This window comes from Streptomyces sp. BL1 (genome assembly GCF_057628045.1).
Genome location: NZ_JBXYWZ010000002.1, coordinates 1,756,440 through 1,775,940, shown reverse-complemented (window position 1 = coordinate 1,775,940; position 19,501 = coordinate 1,756,440). Strand labels below are relative to the sequence as shown.

The window sequence follows — 19,501 nt, the reverse complement described above, 5'->3', positions numbered from 1 at the left end:
ACGTCCGCGTGCCCGTGCTGAACGCGCGTCCGGCTAGGCCGGTCCGGCCGCCGGGGTGACGGCTGCGCGCACCGCCTGCTCCAGAAGGAGACGCAGCCGCGTCGTGCGCTCCGGGACGTGCGCGGAGCTCACCGCGCGGGGCAGAGCGTCCTCCACGCCGTGCACCACGGACAGATGGCGCTCGCCGCGGCCGAACGCCGTGTACACCCACTCCCGCGTCAGGCCCGCCGCGGCGTCGCCGGGCAGCACGACGACGACCGCCGGCCAGCGGGATCCCGCCGCCTGATGGGCCGTCACGGCCCAGCCGTGCCGCAGGGTTTCGCCGATCCGGTCCTTCGGGACGGTCACCTGCCGGCCCGCGCAGTTCACCTGGAGCCCGGACTCGTCGGCGGAGACGACGGAGCCCATCGCCGTACGGCCTGGGGCCGGGGAGTGCGCCACCCGGTCACCGGGGTCGAAACCGCCGAACCGGCCGGGGCCCGGATTGATCCGCTCCTTGAGGGCGGCGTTGAGCGCGCGGGTGCCGACAGCGCCGCCGTGTCCGGGCGTGATGACCTGCGTACGGTCGGCGGGCACGCCGATCGCGCGGGGCACCGAGTCGGCGACGAGCTGCACGGTGCGGTGCACGGCCTCGCCCGGATCCCGCACGGGGACGATCACGACCTCCTTGCCGGGCGCCTCGACCTGCTGGAGCTCGCCGATGCCGATGCCGGACACCAGCTCCCCGACGGGGCCCGGATCCGGCGTACGGGAGGCGAGCACGGGGCACGTACGGGCCGCGGCCACATCCGCGAACACCCGGCCGGGGCCCGCGGAACCGAGCACCTGCGGGTCGCCGCTGAGCACCAGGCGGGCGCCGTCGGGCAGCGATTCGGCGAGCGCGGCGGCGGCCTCGGCGTCGAGCTGCGGGGCGTCGCACACGGCGAGCACGTCGAGCTGCCACGTGCCGTCCTCGCCGCGGGGCGGGCCCTCGCGCCCGGCGAGCAGCCCGGCGACGGTCACCGCGGCCTCGTCCCCGTGCTCCTCCAACTGGCGGGCCAGCCGCAGCCGTCCGTTCTCGCTGTGCGCGGCGGCGTACGCGCGCAGGCCCAGGCCGCGCGCGACGCCCACGAGGGTCGCGGGCTCCGCCCTGGCGGCCTCCCCGCCGGTGTGGACGACGACGCCGTGCGCCGCGACGGCGCGGACGAGCTCGGCCGCTGAGCCCCGGCCGAGCGCGGCCGCGGCCTCCTCCCACGCGGCGGCCGGCACGGACGGCGCGACCGACGGGCCGTCGGCGCCCGCCTGTTCATCGTCGGCGCCGTCGGCGTCCCCCGCTTCGGAGGCGGCCGGTACGCCGTCGGCACCGTCCTGTCCGGCGTCCTCGGCGGCCGTGCCGTCCCCGGCGACGGGAGTCGCACCGTCGGCCCCGGAATCGCCGCCGGCGGTCAACTCATCGGCGCCGTCGGCCCGTTCACCGGCGCCGGCGTCCGCCGTGCCCTCGCCGGGCGCGCTGAACGTGGTCGTCAGGCGGGCGAGCGCGTCGGCGAGGGTCTCCTCCGCGAGGGCGTACCGGTCGAGGCCCATCGTGAGCCGGACGGGGCGGGGCTGCTCTGCATCCTCGCCGTCGCCCTGGCCGTCTCCCGCGGCGGCCGGCTCGGCCGGGACCGCCGCGTCGAGCGCGTCCTCGAAGACCAGGGCCGCGCCCTCGTCGACCGCGGCGCGGACCGCCTCCTCCGGCTCCGGCACGGAGTGCTGGGCGAGCCCCTTCGTGAGGGCCTCGGGCTCCAGCACGGTGTGCCCCGCGCGGGCCGCGTCCTCCAGCAGCCGGACGACCAGGGCCTGGGCCCGGCGCTCGTCGTCGGGTCCGCACTCGGCGCCGAGCAGCGCCCGCGCGAAGCCGTCCGCCTGCTCGGGCCGCACCTCGCGCACCGTGAGCAGCTGCCACGGGTCGGCGCGCAGCACCTGCCCGGCCTGCTCGCCGAGGGCCGCGGTGAGCGGCGCGGCGAGCTCGGCCGGGGCGCCGCCCTCGGCGAGCACGGCCCGCACCTCGTCGGGAACGGCCGCCGGGCCGTCCGGCGCGGGCACGGGCGCGGCCGGAGCGGCGGGCTGCTCCGTACGGCGCGGGGCCGGCGGCTGCGATGCGGTGAAGAAGGACGCGGCGGAGGCCTCGCCCTTCTCCACCGCCCGCACGGCGGCGAGGAGTTCGGCTGCCTTGTCGTCCGTCACAGCTCGCTCCAGTCCTGGTCGGGATAGCGGTGCACCGGGGCCGACACATCGTCCAGCGCCCGGCAGATTTCGTCTGGAAGACTAAGCCCCTCCACTGACATCGCCTCGCTGAGCTGCTGTGCCGTCCGCGCGCCGACGATCGGTGCGGCCACTCCCGGACGGTCCCGCACCCACGCCAGCGCCACCTGGAGCGGGGTCACGGCGAGCCCGTCGGCGGCGGTGGTGACCGCGTCGGTGATCCGTTCCGCCTCCTCGTCCAGGTACGGCGCGACGAACGCGGACAGCAGGTCGGACGCGCCGCGCGAGCCGGTGGGCGTGCCGTGCCGGTACTTGCCGGTGAGCACGCCGCGCCCGAGCGGGGAGGACGGCAGCAGGCCGAGGCCGAGGTCCAGCGCGGCCGGCAGCACCTCCCGCTCGACGCCCCGCTGGAGCAGCGAGTACTCCATCTGCGTGCTTGCCAGCCGGGTCCGTACCCCGGGCGCGCCGAGCTGCCAGGTGGCGGCCTTCGCGAGCTGCCAGCCGCTGAAGTTGGACACTCCGGCGTACCGGGCGCGCCCCGAGCTCACCGCGATGTCCAGCGCGTGCAGCGTCTCGTCGAGCGGCGTGTACGGGTCGAAGGCGTGCACCTGCCACAGGTCGACGTAGTCGGTGCCGAGCCGGTGCAGGGAGGCGTCGAGCGCGTCGAGGAGGTGGCCACGCGAGCAGTCGAAGCGGCGCCGCGGGTCCGGCACGCTGCCCGCCTTGGTGGCGATGACCAGTTCACGGCGCGGTACCAGTTCCCGCAGGAGGCGGCCCAGCAGATGTTCGGAGCCGCCGTCCGCGTACACGTCGGCGGTGTCCACGAGCGTGCCGCCCGCTTCCCAGAACACCTTCAGCTGCCCCGCGGCGTCCTGCTCGCCGGTGTCGCGGGACCAGGTGAGGGTGCCGAGGCCGAGCCGGGATACGCGCAGCCCTGTATGGCCGAGGTGCCGTTGCTCCATGGCCGTTGAGGTTACTTGCGGCCCCGCGCTAGAGTCCCGGGGACAAGGACGTTACTGATCAGTAAGGGGACGCCGGATGAGGCTCGGTATCAACCTCGGCTACTGGGGCGCCGGGATGGACTCGGACAATCTCGCCGTCGCCCAGGAGGCCGACCGGCTCGGCTACTCCGTGTGCTGGGCGGCCGAGGCCTACGGGTCCGACGCCGCCACCGTACTCACCTGGGTCGCGGCCCAGACAGAGCGGATCGACGTGGGCTCCGCCATCTTCCAGATCCCCGCCCGCGCGCCGGCGATGACTGCCATGACCGCGGCCACGCTGGACTCGCTCTCCGGCGGCCGCTTCCGGCTCGGCCTCGGCGTGTCCGGGCCGCAGGTGTCGGAGGGCTGGTACGGCGTCCGGTTCGACAAGCCCCTGGCGCGCACCCGCGAGTACGTGGAGATCATCCGCAAGGCCATGTCCCGCGAGCGCCTGTCCCACGAGGGCGAGCACTGGACGCTGCCGCTGCCGGACGGGCCCGGCAAGCCGATCAAGATGACCGTGCACCCCGTGCGCGACGAGATCCCGCTCTACATCGCGGCGATCGGCCCGAAGAACCTGGAGCAGACCGGCGAGATCGCCGACGGCGCGCTGGCCATCTTCTTCTCGCCGGAGCACGCGGAGGAGACCACCGTGCGGCACCTGCGCGCGGGCCGCGAGAAGGCCGGCAAGGACATGACGGACTTCGACCTCGTGCCGACCGTGCCGATGGCGCTGGGCGACGACCCGGTCGCGCTGGCCGACCAGTTCCGCCCGTACACCGCGCTGTACGTCGGCGGCATGGGCAGCCGCAAGCAGAACTTCTACAACAAGCTCGCGCAGCGCATGGGCTACGAGCAGGCGGCCGCCGAGATCCAGGACAAGTACCTGGCGAAGGACAAGGAGGGCGCCGCAGCCGCGGTGCCCCACGAGCTCATCGACTCCACGACCCTGCTCGGCCCCGTCGAGCGCATCGCCGACCGGATGCAGGCCTACGCGGAGGCCGGGGTGACCACGCTGTCCCTGGCTCCCGCGGGATGGACGCTGGAGGAGCGGCTGGCGTCGCTGCGGGCCGGTGTCGAGGCGGTGGAGCGGGCCGGGCTCGCCGAGTCGTAGACCCGCGCAGGCGTAGACCCGCGGAGTCGCAGACCCCGGAAGGCACGGGACGCGGACAGACTCTACGGCCGTGGTGGGGGCTCGGGGGTCTTCCCCGCCACGGCCGTCACACTGCACAACGCCCCGCCTGCGTCCGGGGTTACGCACCTCGCGGCACTGACGCGCTCCTTCGTTCGGCGGAGATGCGGCACGCAGCTGTTGCCCCATGTCATCCGCGGCATTTGACTCATTTCTGCGCGGATGCCTGTACGGAGGTGCGTCATGCTCTCGGCCCGAAGCCTGTTCCAGGAAATCATCGACGACGACGAATCCTTCCGGCTGTTCTGCTCCATCGCCGCCAGCGGCGAGGCACAGGGCGGCTGGGAGAACGGGCGCATCTCCGCGCTGCTACCCGACACACAGCGGACGCTGGGGCCGAAGGTCGCCCGGCACGGCTGGGACGAGGACAAGCACGGCCGGATCTTCAACGCCCTGCTGCGCAAGCGCGGCCTCGATCCGGTCGAGGTCCCCGAGGACGCCGACTACACGATGCTCCTGGAGGGGCTCGGCATGGGCCTCGCGCACGAGAAGCTGCGCCGCGACGAGCCGCTGACCGAGCACGACATCCTGGCGTACCTCGCGCACAGCCGGATCACCGAGCAGCGCGCCGCCGACCAGATGGAGATGCTGCGCACGCACTTCAGCGACCACCCGGAGATCGGCCGCGCCGTACGGATGATCTGTCAGGACGAGGAGAATCACCTCGCCTACTGCCACGAGGAGCTGCTGCGGCTGGCGGACTCCGGACACCGCGACGCGATCCGGCAGCTGCTGCGCGAGGGCGTACGCGTCGAGATGCGCACCTACCGGGACGTCAGCCTCGCCGTGATGGAGCGGATGGCGCGCATCCTGGGCTGGTCGAGGGCGAAGCACGGCGTGCTGAGACTCGGCATCCACGCGATGTATCTGTACGAGCGGGCCGGCGGCTGGCGGAAGCTCGTCGTGCTGCGTATGCCCGAGCACCGCAACGCGCTGGGGGGACCGGCGAGTTCGGCCCCCGAGTTCGCCTGACGGCCCGTACCGCGGCCCGTACGACGACGGCACTCCGGCGCCCGGCCGGGGTGCCGTCGTCGTGTCAGAGCCAGCCGCGCTTCTTGAACATGCGGTGCAGCACCAGGCACAGCGTCGCGATCAGCACGAGCACCGCCGGATAGCTCCACACCCAGTGCAGCTCCGGCATGTGGTCGAAGTTCATGCCGTACACGCCGGCGATCGCGGTCGGCACGGCGACCATCGCGGCCCACGCGGAGATCTTCCGCATGTCGTCGTTCTGCCGGACGCTCATCTGCGCCAGATCGGCGGACAGGATGTCGGACAGCAGCCGGTCCAGCGCCTCCACCTGCTCGTTGACGCGGGTCAGATGGTCCGTCACATCCCGGAAGAACGGCCGGGAGCGCTCGTCGACGAACGGCACGCCCGCGCCCGACAGCCGCGCCATCGGCTCCGTCAGCGGGCCCGTGGCCCTGCGGAACCCGAGGACCTGCCGCTTGAACTCGTAGATCCGGTTGGCGTTCCCGCGGCTCGCCTCGCCGGGCGCGAACACCGCCTGCTCCAGCTCCTCCAGGTCGTCGTGCAGCTCGACCGCGACCTCCAGATAGTGGTCGACGACGGCGTCGCAGACCCCGTACATCACCGCGGTCGGGCCCTGCCGCATGACCTCCGGGTCCTCCTCCAGGCGTTTGCGGACGCTGCCCAGCGGATTGGTCAGGCCGTGCCGGACGGTCACCACGAACGAGTCACCGACGAAAATCATCAGCTCGTCCGCCGACACCGAGGAGGTGGACTCGTCGTACGAGGTCGGCTTCAGGACGAGGAACAGCGAGTCGTCGTAGACCTCCAGCTTCGGCCGCTGGTGCGCGTGCAGCGCGTCCTCGACGGCGAGCGGATGCAGCCCGAACTCGCTGGTGACGCGGTCGAATTCGGACTCCGTCGGCTCGTACAGACCGATCCACAGGAACGCGTCGCCCTCCCGGCGCGCCTCGGCCAGCGCATCGGAGAAGTCCGACGGGCTCTCTGTGCGGACCCCGTCCTGATAGATGCCGCAATCGACGATCACGTGTCGCATTGTTCCCTGTCGGGCGCAGTGCACAACCGCTGCGTCGCACACGTCGTACCTCGGCCGCGGAGACCTGCCGCACACCGCCTAGGCTGGCGGCCATGCCGACGCTGATCCTCGTACGCCACGGCCGGTCGACCGCCAACACCGCGGGTCTGCTCGCGGGCTGGACCCCGGGTGTGGCTCTGGACGAACACGGCCGCTCACAGGCCGAGGGGCTGCCGGAGCGGCTCGCGGGAGTGCCGCTGGCCGCGCTGGTCAGCAGCCCGCTGCAGCGCTGCCGGGAGACGCTCGCCCCGCTGGCGGCCGCCCGCCCGGAGCTCGGCCCGCCGCGGACCGACGACCGGATCGGCGAGTGCGACTACGGCGACTGGAGCGGCCGCAAGCTGTCCGAGCTCTCCGACGAGCCACTGATGACGACCGTGCAGCAGCACCCCTCGGCCGCGGCCTTCCCCGGCGGCGAGTCGATGCGGAACATGCAGCAGCGGGCCGTGGAGGCCGTACGCGACTGGAACGCGCGGATCGCCGGCGAGCACGGCGAGGACGCGGCCTATCTGATGTGCTCGCACGGCGACATCATCAAGGCGATCGTGGCCGACGCGCTGGGCATGCACCTCGACCTGTTCCAGCGGATCACCGCGGGCCCCTGCTCGGTCACCGCCATCCGCTACACGCCGCTGCGGCCCTTCCTGCTGCGGCTCGGCGAGACCGGCGAACTCGGCTCCCTGGCCCCGCCGAAGGAGACCGGCGACAGCGGGGACGACGCGGCCGCCACGGGCGGCGCGGAGGGCGATGCCGCCGTGGGGGGCGGCGTGTAAGCGCGATGATCGGCCCGCGCAGTAGGGTGCCCAGTGACCGAGTAGTCGACGACTCAACGGAGCAGGACGTGTCCCGTCAGGTGTTCCACTACGACCAGCCGGACCGATTCATCGCCGGCACGGTCGGTCTGCCCGGACGGCGCACTTTCTACCTGCAGGCGTCGGGAGCCGGCCGGACCACCAGCGTCGCCCTGGAGAAGGCGCAGGTGGAGGCGCTCGCCGAGCGCATCGACGAGCTGCTGGACGAGGTGGTGCGGCGCTCCGGCGGCAACGCCCCCGTCCCGGCCGTGGCCCCGTCGGAGATCGACGACAAGGACCCGCTGGAGTCGCCGGTCGAGGAGGAGTTCCGCGTCGGCACCATGGCCCTGGCCTGGGACGGCGACGGCGAATGCATGGTCGTCGAGGCGCAGGCCATCGTCGAGCTGGAGCCCGACTCGGACGAGGACCTCGCCGAGGCCGAGGAGCGGCTGCTGCAGGACGACGAGAACGGCCCGCCCATGCTGCGGGTCCGGCTCTCCGGCACCATGGCCCGCGCCTTCGCCAAGCGGGCACTGGAGGTCGTCAACGCGGGCCGCCCGCCGTGCCCGCTGTGCAGCCTCCCGCTGGACCCGGAGGGTCACGTGTGCCCCCGGCAGAACGGATACCGGCGCGGCGAAGAATGAGCGCCGTACCGGAACCCGCCGACGACGGTGTGCTCCAGGTGCTCGCGCGGGGGGAGTTGACCGTACGGGGCAGGATCGGCGGCGCCTCCAACGCGGTGCTGTACTGCACCGCCACGTACGAGGGCCGCGCCCTCGACTGTGTGTACAAGCCCGTCGAGGGGGAGCGCCCCCTGTGGGACTTCCCCGACGGGACGCTCGCGCAGCGTGAGGCCGCCGCGTACGAGATCTCCCGCGCCACCGGCTGGGACCTGGTGCCCCCGACGGTGCTGCGCGACGGCCCGTACGGCGAGGGCATGGTCCAGCTGTGGATCGACGAGCCGGAGGAGGAAGAGGGCGCGGAGCGGCCGCAGTTGCTCGCGCTCGTGGAGGCCGAGGAGCCGGGGGAGGGCTGGAAGGCCGTCGCCTTCGCCGACGTCGGCGAGGGGCGTACGGCGCTGCTCGTGCACGCCGACGACGCGCGGCTGCGCCGGCTCGCCGTCCTCGACGCGGTCATCAACAACGGCGACCGCAAGGGCGGCCACCTGCTGACCGACGCGGACGGACGGCTGTGGGCCATCGACCACGGGGTCACCTTCAACGCCGACGACAAGCTGCGCACCCTGCTGTGGGGCTGGGCCGGCGAGGAGCTCACGGCGGAGGCCGTCGCGGTGCTGCGGTCCCTCGCGGCCGAGCTGGCGGACGGCCGTACGCTCGCCGCCAGACTGGCCGAACTGGTCACGGGAGCCGAGCTGGACGCGGTGCGGAAGCGGACGGAAGCGCTGCTCAGCTCCGGCCGGCACCCGCTTCCCAGCGGCGACTGGCCGGCTATTCCCTGGCCGCCTGTGTGATGTCCCGCTTCAGGCCGTGCCCGTCCGTCCGATTACGGAACACCAGTCCGGGTTAGGCTCGATGCATGCATGCCTGGCCCGCTTCCGAGGTCCCCGCCCTGCCTGGTCAGGGCCGCGACCTGAGGATCCACGACACCGCGACCGGCGGACGCGTCTCACTCGCACCCGGTCCCGTCGCCCGTATGTACGTCTGCGGCATCACGCCGTACGACGCGACCCATCTGGGTCACGCGGCGACCTACAACGCGTTCGACCTCGTGCAGCGCGTGTGGCTCGACACCAAGCGGCAGGTTCAGTACATACAGAACGTCACCGACGTCGACGACCCGCTGCTGGAGCGGGCGCAGGCGACCGGTGAGGACTGGGTGGAGCTCGCCGAGCGCGAAACCGCCCTGTTCCGCGAGGACATGACGGCGCTGCGGATGCTGCCGCCCGAACACTTCGTCGGAGCCGTCGAGGCCATTCCGCGCATCGTGCCGATCGTGGAGAGACTGCGCGACATGGGCGCGGCCTACGACCTCGAGGGCGATGTGTACTTCTCCGTCGACGCCGACCCGCACTTCGGCGAGGTCTCCCGGCTGGACGCCGAGACCATGCGGCTGCTGTCCGCCGAGCGCGGCGGCGACCCGGACCGCCCCGGCAAGAAGAACCCCCTCGACCCGCAGCTGTGGTCCGCCAAGCGCGACGGGGAACCCTCGTGGGACGGCGCGTCCCTCGGCGAGGGCCGGCCCGGCTGGCACATCGAGTGTGTGGCCATCGCGCTGGAACACCTGGGGATGACCTTCGACGTACAGGGCGGCGGCTCCGATCTCGCCTTCCCGCACCACGAGATGGGCGCCTCGCACGCCCAGGCGCTCACGGGCGAGTTCCCCTTCGCGCGGACGTACGTGCACGCCGGGATGGTCGCCCTGGACGGCGAGAAGATGTCGAAGTCGAAGGGGAACCTCGTCTTCGTGTCCGCGCTGCGGCGCGAGGGCGTCGACCCCGCGGCGATCCGGCTGGCGCTGCTGGCGAACCACTACCGCGACGACTGGGAGTACACCGACGCGGTACTGGACGAGGCCAAGTCCCGGCTGGCGCGCTGGCGTTCGGCGGTCTCGCGGCCCGACGGGCCGGCCGCGGAGGGGATGCTGGAGGACGTACGGGCCGCGCTCGCCGACGACTTGAACAGCCCCGCCGCGCTCGTGGCCGTCGACCGGTGGGCCGCCGCTCAGGAAGCCTCCGGCGGCAGCGACGAGGGCGCACCCGGCCTGGTCTCCCGCACGGTGGACGCGCTCCTGGGCGTCGCCCTGTAGACGCCTGTCCGGTCTCCTGAGACCGCCGCGCACGACTGCGCCCCCGGACCGTTCAAGGTTCCGGGGGCGCGAGTGTGTGCGGCGCCGGTGTGCGGCGGGCGTGTGTCAGTCGTCGTTCTCGGAGCGTTCGGAGTTCTCGGAGCGTTCGGAGTCCTCGGAGCCCTCGGGGCTTCCGGAGCTCTCCGCGCCGTCCCGGCTGCCGGCGTCCGAGGAGCCCTTCTCGCCGTCGGCGCGACCGGAATCGTCGGAGCTCTGTGCGTCTCCGGCGCCCTCCTCCGCGCTCTCCCCGGCACCTTCCCGGGAGTCCGCCGGGCCCTCCGGTTTCGCCGCGCTCCCGGAACCCTCCGGGGGCTCCTGCGCCGTGGACGGGGACTTGGGGGACCGGTCGCGGCCCGGCGTCCCGGTCTCACGGAAGTACGGGGACTCGCCGGGGCCGTCCCCGCGGCGCTGCAGATAGCGCTCGAACTCCTTGGCGATCGCCTCGCCGGAGGCCTCCGGCAGCTCCGCCGTGTCCCGCGCCTCCTCCAACGACTGTACGTACTCGGCGACTTCGCTGTCCTCCGCGGCCAGCTGGTCCACACCGAGCTGCCACGCCCGGGAGTCCTCCGGCAGTTCGCCCTGCGGCACGCGCACGCCGAGCAGGTCCTCCAGCCGGTTCAGCAGGGCCAGCGTCGCCTTCGGGTTCGGCGGCTGCGACACGTAGTGCGGCACCGCGGCCCACAGGCTGACCGCCGGGACCCCGGCGTGCGCGCAGGCCTCCTGGAGGATGCCGACGATGCCGGTGGGGCCCTCGTACTTGGACTCCTCCAGATTCATGGTGCGGGCCAGGTCCGGGTCGGAGGTCACGCCTGTCACCGGGACCGGCCGGGTGTGCGGCGTGTCGCCCAGCAGCGCGCCCAGCACCACGACCATCTCCACGCCCAACTCGTGCGCGAAGCCCAGGATTTCGTTGCAGAACGAGCGCCATCGCATGCTCGGCTCGATCCCCTTGACGAGCACCAGGTCGCGCGGCTTGCCCTTGCCGTCGGCGTCCTCCACCCGGACCACCGACAGCCGGGTGGTCGGCCACGTGATCTTCCGCGCGCCGTTGTCCACCCACACCTGCGGCCTGTTCACCTGGAAGTCGTAGTAGTCCTCGGCGTCCAGCGCCGCGAACACCTCGCCCTTCCACTCCCGTTCCAGGTGCCCGACCGCCGTGGAGGCGGCGTCGCCGGCGTCGTTCCAGCCTTCGAACGCGGCCACCATGACCGGGTCGACCAGCTCGGGAACCCCCTCGAGCTCGATCACCCAGCGCCTCCTTCCGGCCGGGGCGGAGCGGCGGGCTCCGTCCGGCTGCCGTTCTTCTCGCGCGCCCGCCGTACGAGGGCGCGCCGTGCAGCCCCCTAGCCTACGGCGTGCGCGGAACCGTACCGCAGTCCTCGGCCCGGGCCCGTACGGAAGGGCACTGCACACCTCTGGACCGGGGCGTTCCGTCGCCGCTATACATCGGATGTATGGCCTCAGGTCCGATGTACCGCATCGCCGAGATCGACGTTCACGACGTCCGCTTCCCCACCTCGGAGCAGCTGGACGGCTCGGACGCGATGAACCCCGACCCCGACTACTCCGCCGCCTACGTGGTCCTGCGCACCGACGCCCCCGACGGTCCGGAGGGGCACGGATTCTGCTTCACCATCGGGCGCGGCAACGACGTGGCCGCCGCCGCCATCACCGCCCTCCGCCCCTACCTGGTGGGCCGCCCGCTGGAGGAGGTCACGGGAGACCTCGGCGGCCTCTACCGCGAACTCACCCGCGACTCGCAGCTCCGCTGGCTCGGCCCCGAGAAGGGGGTGATGCACATGGCGGCGGGCGCGGTGGTGAACGCCGCCTGGGACCTGGCCGCCAAGCGCGCCGGGCAGCCCCTGTGGGAGTACCTCGCCTCGTTCAGCCCCGAACAGCTCGTCTCCCTCGTCGACTTCCGGCACATCTCCGACGCGCTCACCCCCGACGAGGCGCTCGCGCTGCTGCGGGCCGCCGAACCGGGACGCGCCGAGCGGACCGCACGGCTGCGCCGCGAGGGGTACGCCGCCTACACCACGCACCCCGGGTGGCTCGGCTACAGCGACGAGAAGATGGTCCGGCTCGCCAAGGAGGCGGTCGCGGACGGCTTCACGCAGATCAAACTGAAGGTCGGCGGCAGGCTGGAGGACGACATCCGCCGGATGCGGCTCGCCCGCGAGGCGGTGGGCCCCGGCATCCGTATCGCCGTCGACGCCAACCAGCACTGGGACGTTCCCGAGGCCGTCCGCTGGATGGAGGCGCTCGCCCCGTACCGGCCGCACTGGATCGAGGAGCCCACGCATCCCGACGACGTGCTGGGTCACGCCGCCGTACGGGCGGGCCAGCCGGTCAAGGTGGCCACCGGTGAACACGCCGCGAACCGGGTGGTGTTCAAGCAGCTGCTGCAGGCCGAGGCGATCGACTACGTACAGATCGACGCCGCACGGGTGGCCGGAGTCAACGAGAACCTCGCCATTCTGCTGCTCGCCGCCAAGTTCGGGGTGCCCGTGTGCCCGCACGCCGGGGGTGTCGGACTGTGCGAACTCGTCCAGCACCTCTCGATGTTCGACTACGTGGCCGTTTCCGGATCGCAGGACGACCGCGTCATCGAGTACGTCGACCATCTGCACGAGCACTTCACCGACCCGGCTGTCGTGCGCGACGGCCGCTACCAAGTGCCCACAGCGCCCGGATTCTCCGCACAGATGCACGCCGAGTCCCTCGCGGAGTACCGCTATCCCGACGGGCCTGTGTGGAGTGCCCGCCTTCAGCAGAGTCAGCAGGCAGGAGGGAACGGCCAGTGACGGACGCAGAGTTCGCAGGGATGGCCGCACTGGTGACAGGCGGAGCCTCCGGGATCGGCGCCGCCGTCGCCGCGACGCTCGCCGCCCGCGGGGCACGGGTCGCCGTGCTCGACCAGGCTGTGCCCGACCAGGATGTATCGGGAGCACTGGACGGCACGCTCGTGCTGAAGGCCGACGTCACCGACGACGCGGCCGTACGCGCCGCAGTGGACCGCGCCGCACGTGAACTCGGCGGACTGCACACGGTCGTCGGCAACGCCGGCATCGGCGCGGCCGGCACGGTCGAGGACAACGACGACGCCGAATGGCAGCGGCTGCTCGACATCAACGTGCTCGGCATGGTGCGTACGGACCGTGCGGCACTGCCGCATCTGCGGCGGGCCGCGGCGGAGGGCCCGCCCGGGCGGGTGTCCGTCACGCACACCTGCTCCATCGCCGCCACGGCCGGACTGCCGCAGCGCGCCGCGTACAGCGCGAGCAAGGGCGCCGTACTGTCGCTCACCCTCGCCATGGCGGCCGACCACGTGCGCGAAGGTATCCGCGTCAACTGCGTCAACCCCGGCACCGCCGACACCCCGTGGGTGGGGCGGCTGCTGGACAGGGCGCCCGACCCGGAGGCAGAGCGGGCCGCGCTGGAGGCCCGGCAGCCGTCCGGGCGGCTGGTGTCCGCGCAGGAAGTCGCCGACGCCGTCGCCTACTTGGCGAGCCCCCGCTCCGCCGCCGTCACCGGCACCTCGCTGGCCGTCGACGGCGGCATGCAGGGGCTGCGGCTGCGTCCCTCGTGAGCGGCGTACTGCCGCCGCTGGGGCTCGGCTGCGCGCAGCTCGGCAACCTCGGCGCGCCCATGGACGACGAGCGGGCGCAGGCCATCGTGCACACGGCGCTGGAGCACGGCTGCACCTACCTGGACACCGCACCGCACTACGGCGTCGGCCTGTCCGAGGAACGCCTCGGGCGGGCCCTCGCCGGGGTGCCGCGGGACAGCTACCTGCTGTCCACCAAAGTGGGCCGCCGCCTCCGCCCCCTCGCACCCGGCGAACAGCCGGACGCGCAGGGCTTCTTCGACACTCCCGCACGTGCCCGCATGTGGGACTTCAGCAGGGACGGCATCCGGCGCACCCTGGAGGCGTCACTGAGCCGGCTGGGCACCGACCATGCCGACATCGTCTATCTGCACGACGTCGAGCACCATGTGCGCGACGTGTACGAGACCGGCTTCCCCGCGCTCGCCGAACTGCGCGACGAGGGAGTCGTACAGCACATCGGTTTCGGCATGAACCACAGTGACGTACTGGCGCGCCTGGTGGCCGACTTGGACGTCGACGTCGTGCTGTGCGCGGGACGGTGGACGCTGCTCGACCGCGTCGCGTACGACGGGCTGCTGCCGCTGTGCGAGCGGCGCGGCACGCGTGTCGTCGTCGGCGGCGTGTACAACTCCGGGCTGCTGGCGGAGCCGCGGCCCGGCGCGCACTACGACTACAGCCCCGCGCCCGGACGGCTCGTCGCGCGGGCCCGCCGGATGGCGGAAGTGTGCGCCCGTCATGGGGTGCCGCTGCGCGCTGCGGCACTGCGCTTCCCCTTCGGCCATCCGGCCGTCGTGTCCGCTGTCGTCGGCGCCCTCTCGCCCGCCGAAGTGCGGGACAACGTACGGCTGTCCGGCCGCGCCGTACCGTCGGCCGTGTGGTGGGACCTCGCCGAGGAGGGGCTGCTCGACCGGGACCTGCCGTGGCCCGACGGGGTGGGGAAGGGGGCCCGCTGATGCGCGTGGACGCCCACCACCATCTGTGGGACCTGGACCGGCGGCCGCAGCCGTGGATGGACGGCCCGTGGGCGGAGCCGATCCGCCGCACCTGGACCGAGGACGATCTCGCGCCGCACCTCGACGCGTACGGCATCGACGCCACCGTCGTCGTCCAGGCCTGCTCGTCCGCCGCAGAGACCGCCGAACTGCTCGCCTTCGCGGCGCAGTCGGAGCGGGTGGCGGCCGTCGTCGGCTGGACCGACCTGACCGCGCTCACCATGCCGGGCGGGCTGCCGCCCGGCCTGGCCGGAGTGCGGCACCAGGCACAGGACGAGCCCGACCCCGAGTGGCTGTGCCGTCCCGCCGTACGCCGCGGGCTCGCCGTCCTCGCGGAGGCCGGGCTGCTGTACGAACTGCTCGTCACCCCGCGCGAGTTGCCGGCGGCACTGGCGACCGTACGGGCGCTCCCCGCACTGCACTTCGTCCTCGACCACGCGGCCAAACCGCCGGTCGCCGCGGGGGAGTGGCAGCCCTGGGCGCGGCTCACGAGCGAACTGGCCGCCCTGCCGAACGTCACCTGCAAGCTGTCGGGACTCGTCACCGAGGCGGACTGGCACGGCTGGACGGAGGGCGCCGTCCTCCCGTACGCACGGCACACCCTGAACGCCTTCGGCCCCGACCGGGTCATGTACGGCTCGGACTGGCCGGTGTGCCAACTGGCCGCCGGCTACGGGCAGGTGCACACGCTGGCCGAACGCGCCACGGACCATCTGACCCCCGGCGAACGCGCCGCGGTCTTCGGCGGCACAGCGGCCCGCGTCTACGGGATCGCGTCCGGCCCCTCCTGAGGCGGCGGTGCGGCCTCAGGCGGCAGTGCGGCGCGGAGCCACTGTTCGACGCTGGCGATGTGGACCGTCGCCCAGGAGCGGGCCGCCTCCGTGTCGCGGGCGCGCAGGGCTGCGAGGATCTGCCGGTGCTCGTGCAGGGTGCGCGGTACGGCGTCCTCCTGGGTGAGGCCGCGCCACACACGCGCGCGGGTGGTCGGTCCGGACAGTCCGTCGAGGAGCGAGCAGAGCACGGAGTTGCCGGAGGCGGCCACGATGCGGCGGTGGAACTCCAGGTCGGCGGCGACGAGTTCGGCCACCTCCGGCTCCGGGCCGAGGGCATCGAGCTGCTCCTCCAGCGCGTCCAGTTCGGCCTCCGGGATACGGCTGCCGGCCAGCGCCGTCGCCGCCGGCTCCAGGATGCGGCGCACCGCGAGGAACTCCAGCACCGTGTCGTCGCGGTGGAAGTCCACGACGAAGCTCATGGCCTCCAGCAGCAGTTGCGGGGCGAGGCTGGTGACGTACGTGCCGTCGCCCTGCCGTACGTCGAGGATGCGGATCAGCGACAGGGCGCGTACGGCCTCGCGCAGCGAATTGCGGGACAGGCCCAGTTCGGTGGCGAGTTCGCTCTCCTTGGGGAGCCGGTCGCCGGGACGCAGCGCACCGGAGACGATCATCCCCTTGATGCGCTCGATCGCCTCGTCGGTCACCGCCACGGCAGCCTCCCCGGCCACGGGAGCCGCGGGAACGCCCCGGGGTCCCAGTCCTCCGATGTCTGTGCCGGGACATTACGGCCCCGCGGGCCGCACGCGCGAGGGGCGCGTACCAGGAGTCCGGTACGCGCCCCTCGGCAGGCGTGCAGGCGGGCGGCGGTGCCGCCCCGGCCGGGCGGGGTCAGCCGCGGCGCTCCGCCAGCATCTTCTCGACGTCGTCGCGGACCTCGTCGGTGTCCAGGCCGCGCACCGTCAGGGTGGTGCGGCGGCGCAGCACGTCCTCGGCGGTCTCCGCCCACTCGTGGTCGCGCGCGTAGGCGACCTGCGCCCAGATCTCCGGTCCTTCGGGGTGGATGCGCTCGCCCAGCGCCGGGTTCTCGTTGACGAGCCGCGCGATGTCGAAGGACAGCGAGCCGTAGTGGGTGGCCAGCTGACGCGCCGTCAGCGGGTCCATCCGTACGCCCGGTTCGCGGTCCACCAGCAGCCGGTGCGCCACCGCGTTCGGGTTGGCGATGCCCGGCAGCGGGGTGTGCCGCACCAGCGACTTGACCGGCTGCATGTCCTCGGCGACGGCGCCGCCGTGCTCCTGCGCCAGCTTGGCCAGGACGGTCCGGCCGATGTGCCGGTACGTCGTCCACTTGCCGCCGGCGACCGACAGCATGCCGCCGCGGCCCTCGCTGACGACCGTCTCGCGCTTCGCCGACTCGACGCCGCCGGGACCGCCCGGCAGCACGCGCAGCCCGGCGAACGCGTAGTTGATGAGGCTGCGGTCCAGGTGCTCGTCGCGCACCGAGAAGGCCGCCTCGTCCAGGATCTGCTGGATGTCGGCCTCGGTGGCGCGCACGTCGCCCGGGTCGCCCTCGTACTGCTCGTCCGTGGTGCCCAGCAGCAGCTGGTCCTCCCACGGCAGCGCGAAGGTGATGCGGTACTTGTCGATGGGCGTGGCCATCGCGGCACGCCACGGCGACTTCCGCTTCATCACCAGGTGGGCGCCCTTGGACAGCCGGATGGACGGGTCGGAGCCGCTGTCCTCCATCTTCCGCAGGTGGTCCACCCACGGGCCTGTCGCGTTGAGCACCAGCCGCGCGTCGACGCCGAACTCGGCGCCGTCCACCCGGTCGCGCAGCTCCGCGCCGGTGACGCGGCCGCTGGTGAAGCGCAGTCCGGTCACCTCGGCGTGGTTGAGCACTGTGGCGCCCGACTCGGCGGCGGCGCGCACCGTCATGACGGCCATCCGCGAGTCGTTCATCTGGTGGTCGCCGTAGACCGCGACGGCCTTCAGGTTGTCGGTGCGCAGGCCCGGGTTGTCGGCCGCGGCCTTGGCCGGCGAGATGACCTTGCCGACGCCGTCGCCGAACGCGGACAGCGCGCTGTACGCGAAGACGCCCGCGCCCAGCTTGGCCGCGCCGTGCGGGCCGCCCTTGTAGACGGGCAGGTAGAAGGTGAGCGGGTTGACCAGGTGCGGGGCGACGTCCTTCGCCAGCACCCGCCGCTCGTGGTGGTTCTCCGCGACCAGCTTGACCGCACCGGTCTGCAGGTAACGCAGGCCGCCGTGCACCAGCTTGGACGACGCGGAGGAGGTGGCACCGGCGAAGTCGCCGGCGTCCACCATCGCGACCCGCAGCCCCGACTGCGCCGCATGCCAGGCGACCGAAGTGCCCAGGATGCCGCCGCCGATGACCAGCAGGTCGTATGTCGCGTTCGCGAGCTGCTCTCTGGCCTCGGCGCGGCTCGGGGTGGTGCCGGCAGCCGGGTGCGTCCCGAGGGTGGTGGGGACGCTCTGCAGGGTTGTCATGGGTATCAGTTCTCCTCTTCGATCCAGCCCATGGTCCGCTGAACGGCCTTGAGCCAGTTCTTGTACTCGCGGTCGCGAACGTCCGCTTCCATCCGGGGTGTCCACTCCGACGCGCGCTTCCAGTTCGCCTTCAGCTCGTCCGTGCCCGACCAGAAGCCGACCGCCAGCCCGGCCGCGTACGCGGCACCCAGGCAGGTGGTCTCGGCGACCATCGGACGGACGACCGGCGCGTCCAGGAAGTCGGAAATGGTCTGCATCAGCAGGTTGTTGGAGGTCATGCCGCCGTCGACCTTCAGCGAGGTCAGCTCGACGCCGGAGTCCTTCTGCATCGCGTCGACGATCTCGCGGGTCTGCCAGGCGGTCGCTTCGAGCACGGCGCGCGCGAGGTGCGCCTTCGTCACGTACCGGGTCAGGCCGGCGATCACGCCGCGCGCGTCCGAGCGCCAGTACGGCGCGAACAGGCCCGAGAAGGCGGGTACGAAGTACGCGCCGCCGTTGTCGTCGACCGAGCTGGCCAGCGTCTCGATCTCGGCCGCGGAGTTGATCAGGCCCATCTGGTCCCGCATCCACTGCACCAGCGAGCCGGTGACGGCGATGGAGCCCTCGAGGGCGAAGACCGGCTTGTTGTCGCCGATCTGGTAACCGACGGTCGTGAGCAGCCCGTTGTACGAGTTGACCGACTCCTCGCCGGTGTTCAGCAGCAGGAACGTGCCGGTGCCGTACGTGGACTTGGCCTCGCCGGGCTCGAAGCAGGTCTGACCGAACAGGGCGGCCTGCTGGTCGCCGAGCGCGGAGGCGACGGGCACGCCCGCGAGGTCGCCGGTGGCCTCCCCGTACACCTCGGCGGAGGAGCGGATCTCCGGCAGCACCGAGGTCGGCACGCCGATGGAGGTGCAGATGCGCTCGTCCCAGTCCATGGTGCCGAGGTTCATCAGCATCGTGCGGGAGGCGTTGGTGACGTCGGTGACGTGCTTGCCGCCGTTCACGCCGCCGGTGAGGTTCCAGATGACCCAGGAGTCCATCGTGCCGAAGAGCAGCTCGCCCCGGTCCGCGCGCTCCCGCAGCCCGTCGACGTTGTCGAGCAGCCAGCGGATCTTCGGCCCGGCGAAGTACGAGGCGAGCGGCAGGCCGGTCTCGCGGCGGAAGCGGTCCTGGCCCACGTTGCGGCCCAGCTCGCGGCAGAGCGCGTCCGTTCTGGTGTCCTGCCAGACGATCGCGTTGTGCACCGGCTCACCGGTGGCCTTGTCCCAGAGCATCGTCGTCTCGCGCTGGTTGGTGATGCCCAGCGCCTTGACGTCGTCCTTCGTGATGCCGGCCTTGTCGAGGGCGCCGGCCACCACCTGCTGGACGTTGGTCCAGATCTCGGCGGGGTCGTGCTCGACCCAGCCGGGCTTCGGGAAGTACTGCTCGTGCTCCTTCTGGTCGACCGAGACGATGCGGCCGTCCTTGTCGAAGACGATGCAGCGGCTGGAGGTGGTGCCCTGGTCGATGGCCGCGATGAACGGGCCGGAGTGGGTGTCGCTCATGTTCCTGCTCCAAGAAGTTCGGTGTGCGGTGGCCGTTTCCACTGC

Annotated in this window: 17 protein-coding genes; 10 read left to right on the top strand and 7 right to left on the bottom strand. The window is 72.6% G+C overall.

Annotation, left to right across the window (positions count from 1 at the left end):
• Nucleotides 1-33: 33 nt before the first annotated feature.
• Nucleotides 34-2,205 (bottom strand): helix-hairpin-helix domain-containing protein, encoded by a 2,172-nt coding sequence (locus AC3AGO_RS08020; protein ID WP_487819440.1) that lies wholly within the window; start codon nt 2,203-2,205, stop codon nt 34-36.
• Nucleotides 2,202-3,185, bottom strand: a complete 984-nt coding sequence (locus AC3AGO_RS08015; RefSeq protein WP_487819439.1) for an aldo/keto reductase — start codon at nt 3,183-3,185, stop codon at nt 2,202-2,204. The genes AC3AGO_RS08020 and AC3AGO_RS08015 overlap by 4 nt, the downstream gene beginning before the upstream one ends.
• A 76-nt stretch (nt 3,186-3,261) precedes the next feature.
• On the opposite strand from AC3AGO_RS08015, the gene AC3AGO_RS08010 reads away from it, so the two are divergent.
• The gene (locus AC3AGO_RS08010; protein WP_487819438.1) at nt 3,262-4,317 is read left to right on the top strand and encodes an LLM class F420-dependent oxidoreductase; all 1,056 of its coding nucleotides are present in this window, start codon (nt 3,262-3,264) and stop codon (nt 4,315-4,317) included.
• Between the two features lie 261 nt (nt 4,318-4,578).
• Nucleotides 4,579-5,367, top strand: coding sequence for a ferritin-like domain-containing protein (locus AC3AGO_RS08005; protein WP_487819437.1), 789 nt, complete (start codon nt 4,579-4,581; stop codon nt 5,365-5,367).
• 64 nt (nt 5,368-5,431) lie between these two features.
• Here AC3AGO_RS08005 and corA read toward each other — a convergent pair whose 3' ends face one another.
• Nucleotides 5,432-6,421 (bottom strand): magnesium/cobalt transporter CorA, encoded by a 990-nt coding sequence (gene corA, locus AC3AGO_RS08000; protein WP_487819436.1) that lies wholly within the window; start codon nt 6,419-6,421, stop codon nt 5,432-5,434.
• Nucleotides 6,422-6,513: 92 nt separating this feature from the next.
• Here corA and AC3AGO_RS07995 point away from each other — a divergent pair, with 92 nt between their 5' ends.
• The 4 genes from AC3AGO_RS07995 (at nt 6,514) to mshC (ending at nt 10,014) form a co-directional block, all read left to right on the top strand.
• Nucleotides 6,514-7,230 (top strand): histidine phosphatase family protein, encoded by a 717-nt coding sequence (locus AC3AGO_RS07995; RefSeq protein ID WP_487819435.1) that lies wholly within the window; start codon nt 6,514-6,516, stop codon nt 7,228-7,230.
• A 68-nt stretch (nt 7,231-7,298) separates the two neighbouring features.
• On the top strand, nt 7,299-7,892 hold the full coding sequence (locus AC3AGO_RS07990; protein ID WP_487819434.1) for a DUF3090 domain-containing protein: 594 nt from the start codon (nt 7,299-7,301) through the stop codon (nt 7,890-7,892).
• Complete coding sequence (locus AC3AGO_RS07985) at nt 7,853-8,719, top strand: SCO1664 family protein (RefSeq protein ID WP_487819433.1); 867 nt, start codon at nt 7,853-7,855, stop codon at nt 8,717-8,719. Before AC3AGO_RS07990 ends, AC3AGO_RS07985 begins: the two co-directional genes overlap by 40 nt.
• Nucleotides 8,720-8,784: 65 nt before the next feature.
• The gene (gene mshC / locus AC3AGO_RS07980; protein WP_487819432.1) at nt 8,785-10,014 is read left to right on the top strand and encodes a cysteine--1-D-myo-inosityl 2-amino-2-deoxy-alpha-D-glucopyranoside ligase; all 1,230 of its coding nucleotides are present in this window, start codon (nt 8,785-8,787) and stop codon (nt 10,012-10,014) included.
• A 105-nt stretch (nt 10,015-10,119) separates the two neighbouring features.
• Here the strand turns inward: mshC and AC3AGO_RS07975 are convergent, their stop codons facing one another.
• Nucleotides 10,120-11,301, bottom strand: a complete 1,182-nt coding sequence (locus tag AC3AGO_RS07975) for a PAC2 family protein (RefSeq protein WP_487819431.1) — start codon at nt 11,299-11,301, stop codon at nt 10,120-10,122.
• A gap of 206 nt (nt 11,302-11,507) precedes the next feature.
• On the opposite strand from AC3AGO_RS07975, the gene AC3AGO_RS07970 reads away from it, so the two are divergent.
• From AC3AGO_RS07970 to AC3AGO_RS07955, 4 genes are read left to right on the top strand one after another with little or no spacing between them, the layout of a single operon-like run.
• Entirely contained in the window at nt 11,508-12,857 is a 1,350-nt protein-coding gene (locus tag AC3AGO_RS07970; RefSeq protein WP_487819430.1) for an L-fuconate dehydratase, read from the top strand.
• A gap of 20 nt (nt 12,858-12,877) precedes the next feature.
• On the top strand, nt 12,878-13,642 hold the full coding sequence (locus AC3AGO_RS07965) for an SDR family NAD(P)-dependent oxidoreductase (protein WP_487824569.1): 765 nt from the start codon (nt 12,878-12,880) through the stop codon (nt 13,640-13,642).
• Nucleotides 13,639-14,616, top strand: coding sequence for an aldo/keto reductase (locus AC3AGO_RS07960; RefSeq protein ID WP_487819429.1), 978 nt, complete (start codon nt 13,639-13,641; stop codon nt 14,614-14,616). The genes AC3AGO_RS07965 and AC3AGO_RS07960 overlap by 4 nt, the downstream gene beginning before the upstream one ends.
• Complete coding sequence (locus tag AC3AGO_RS07955; protein WP_487819428.1) at nt 14,616-15,446, top strand: amidohydrolase family protein; 831 nt, start codon at nt 14,616-14,618, stop codon at nt 15,444-15,446. The genes AC3AGO_RS07960 and AC3AGO_RS07955 overlap by 1 nt, the downstream gene beginning before the upstream one ends.
• On the opposite strand, the gene AC3AGO_RS07950 is transcribed toward AC3AGO_RS07955, so the two are convergent.
• From AC3AGO_RS07950 to glpK, 3 genes are all read right to left on the bottom strand, one after another.
• Entirely contained in the window at nt 15,419-16,138 is a 720-nt protein-coding gene (locus AC3AGO_RS07950; RefSeq protein ID WP_487819427.1) for a FadR/GntR family transcriptional regulator, read from the bottom strand. The genes AC3AGO_RS07955 and AC3AGO_RS07950 overlap by 28 nt on opposite strands.
• Before the next feature lie 178 nt (nt 16,139-16,316).
• Complete coding sequence (locus AC3AGO_RS07945) at nt 16,317-17,930, bottom strand: glycerol-3-phosphate dehydrogenase/oxidase (RefSeq protein WP_487819426.1); 1,614 nt, start codon at nt 17,928-17,930, stop codon at nt 16,317-16,319.
• A 5-nt stretch (nt 17,931-17,935) separates the two neighbouring features.
• Nucleotides 17,936-19,456: a glycerol kinase GlpK gene (glpK, locus tag AC3AGO_RS07940; RefSeq protein WP_487819425.1), complete on the bottom strand. Its 1,521-nt coding sequence runs from the start codon at nt 19,454-19,456 to the stop codon at nt 17,936-17,938.
• Between the last annotated feature and the right edge of the window lie 45 nt (nt 19,457-19,501).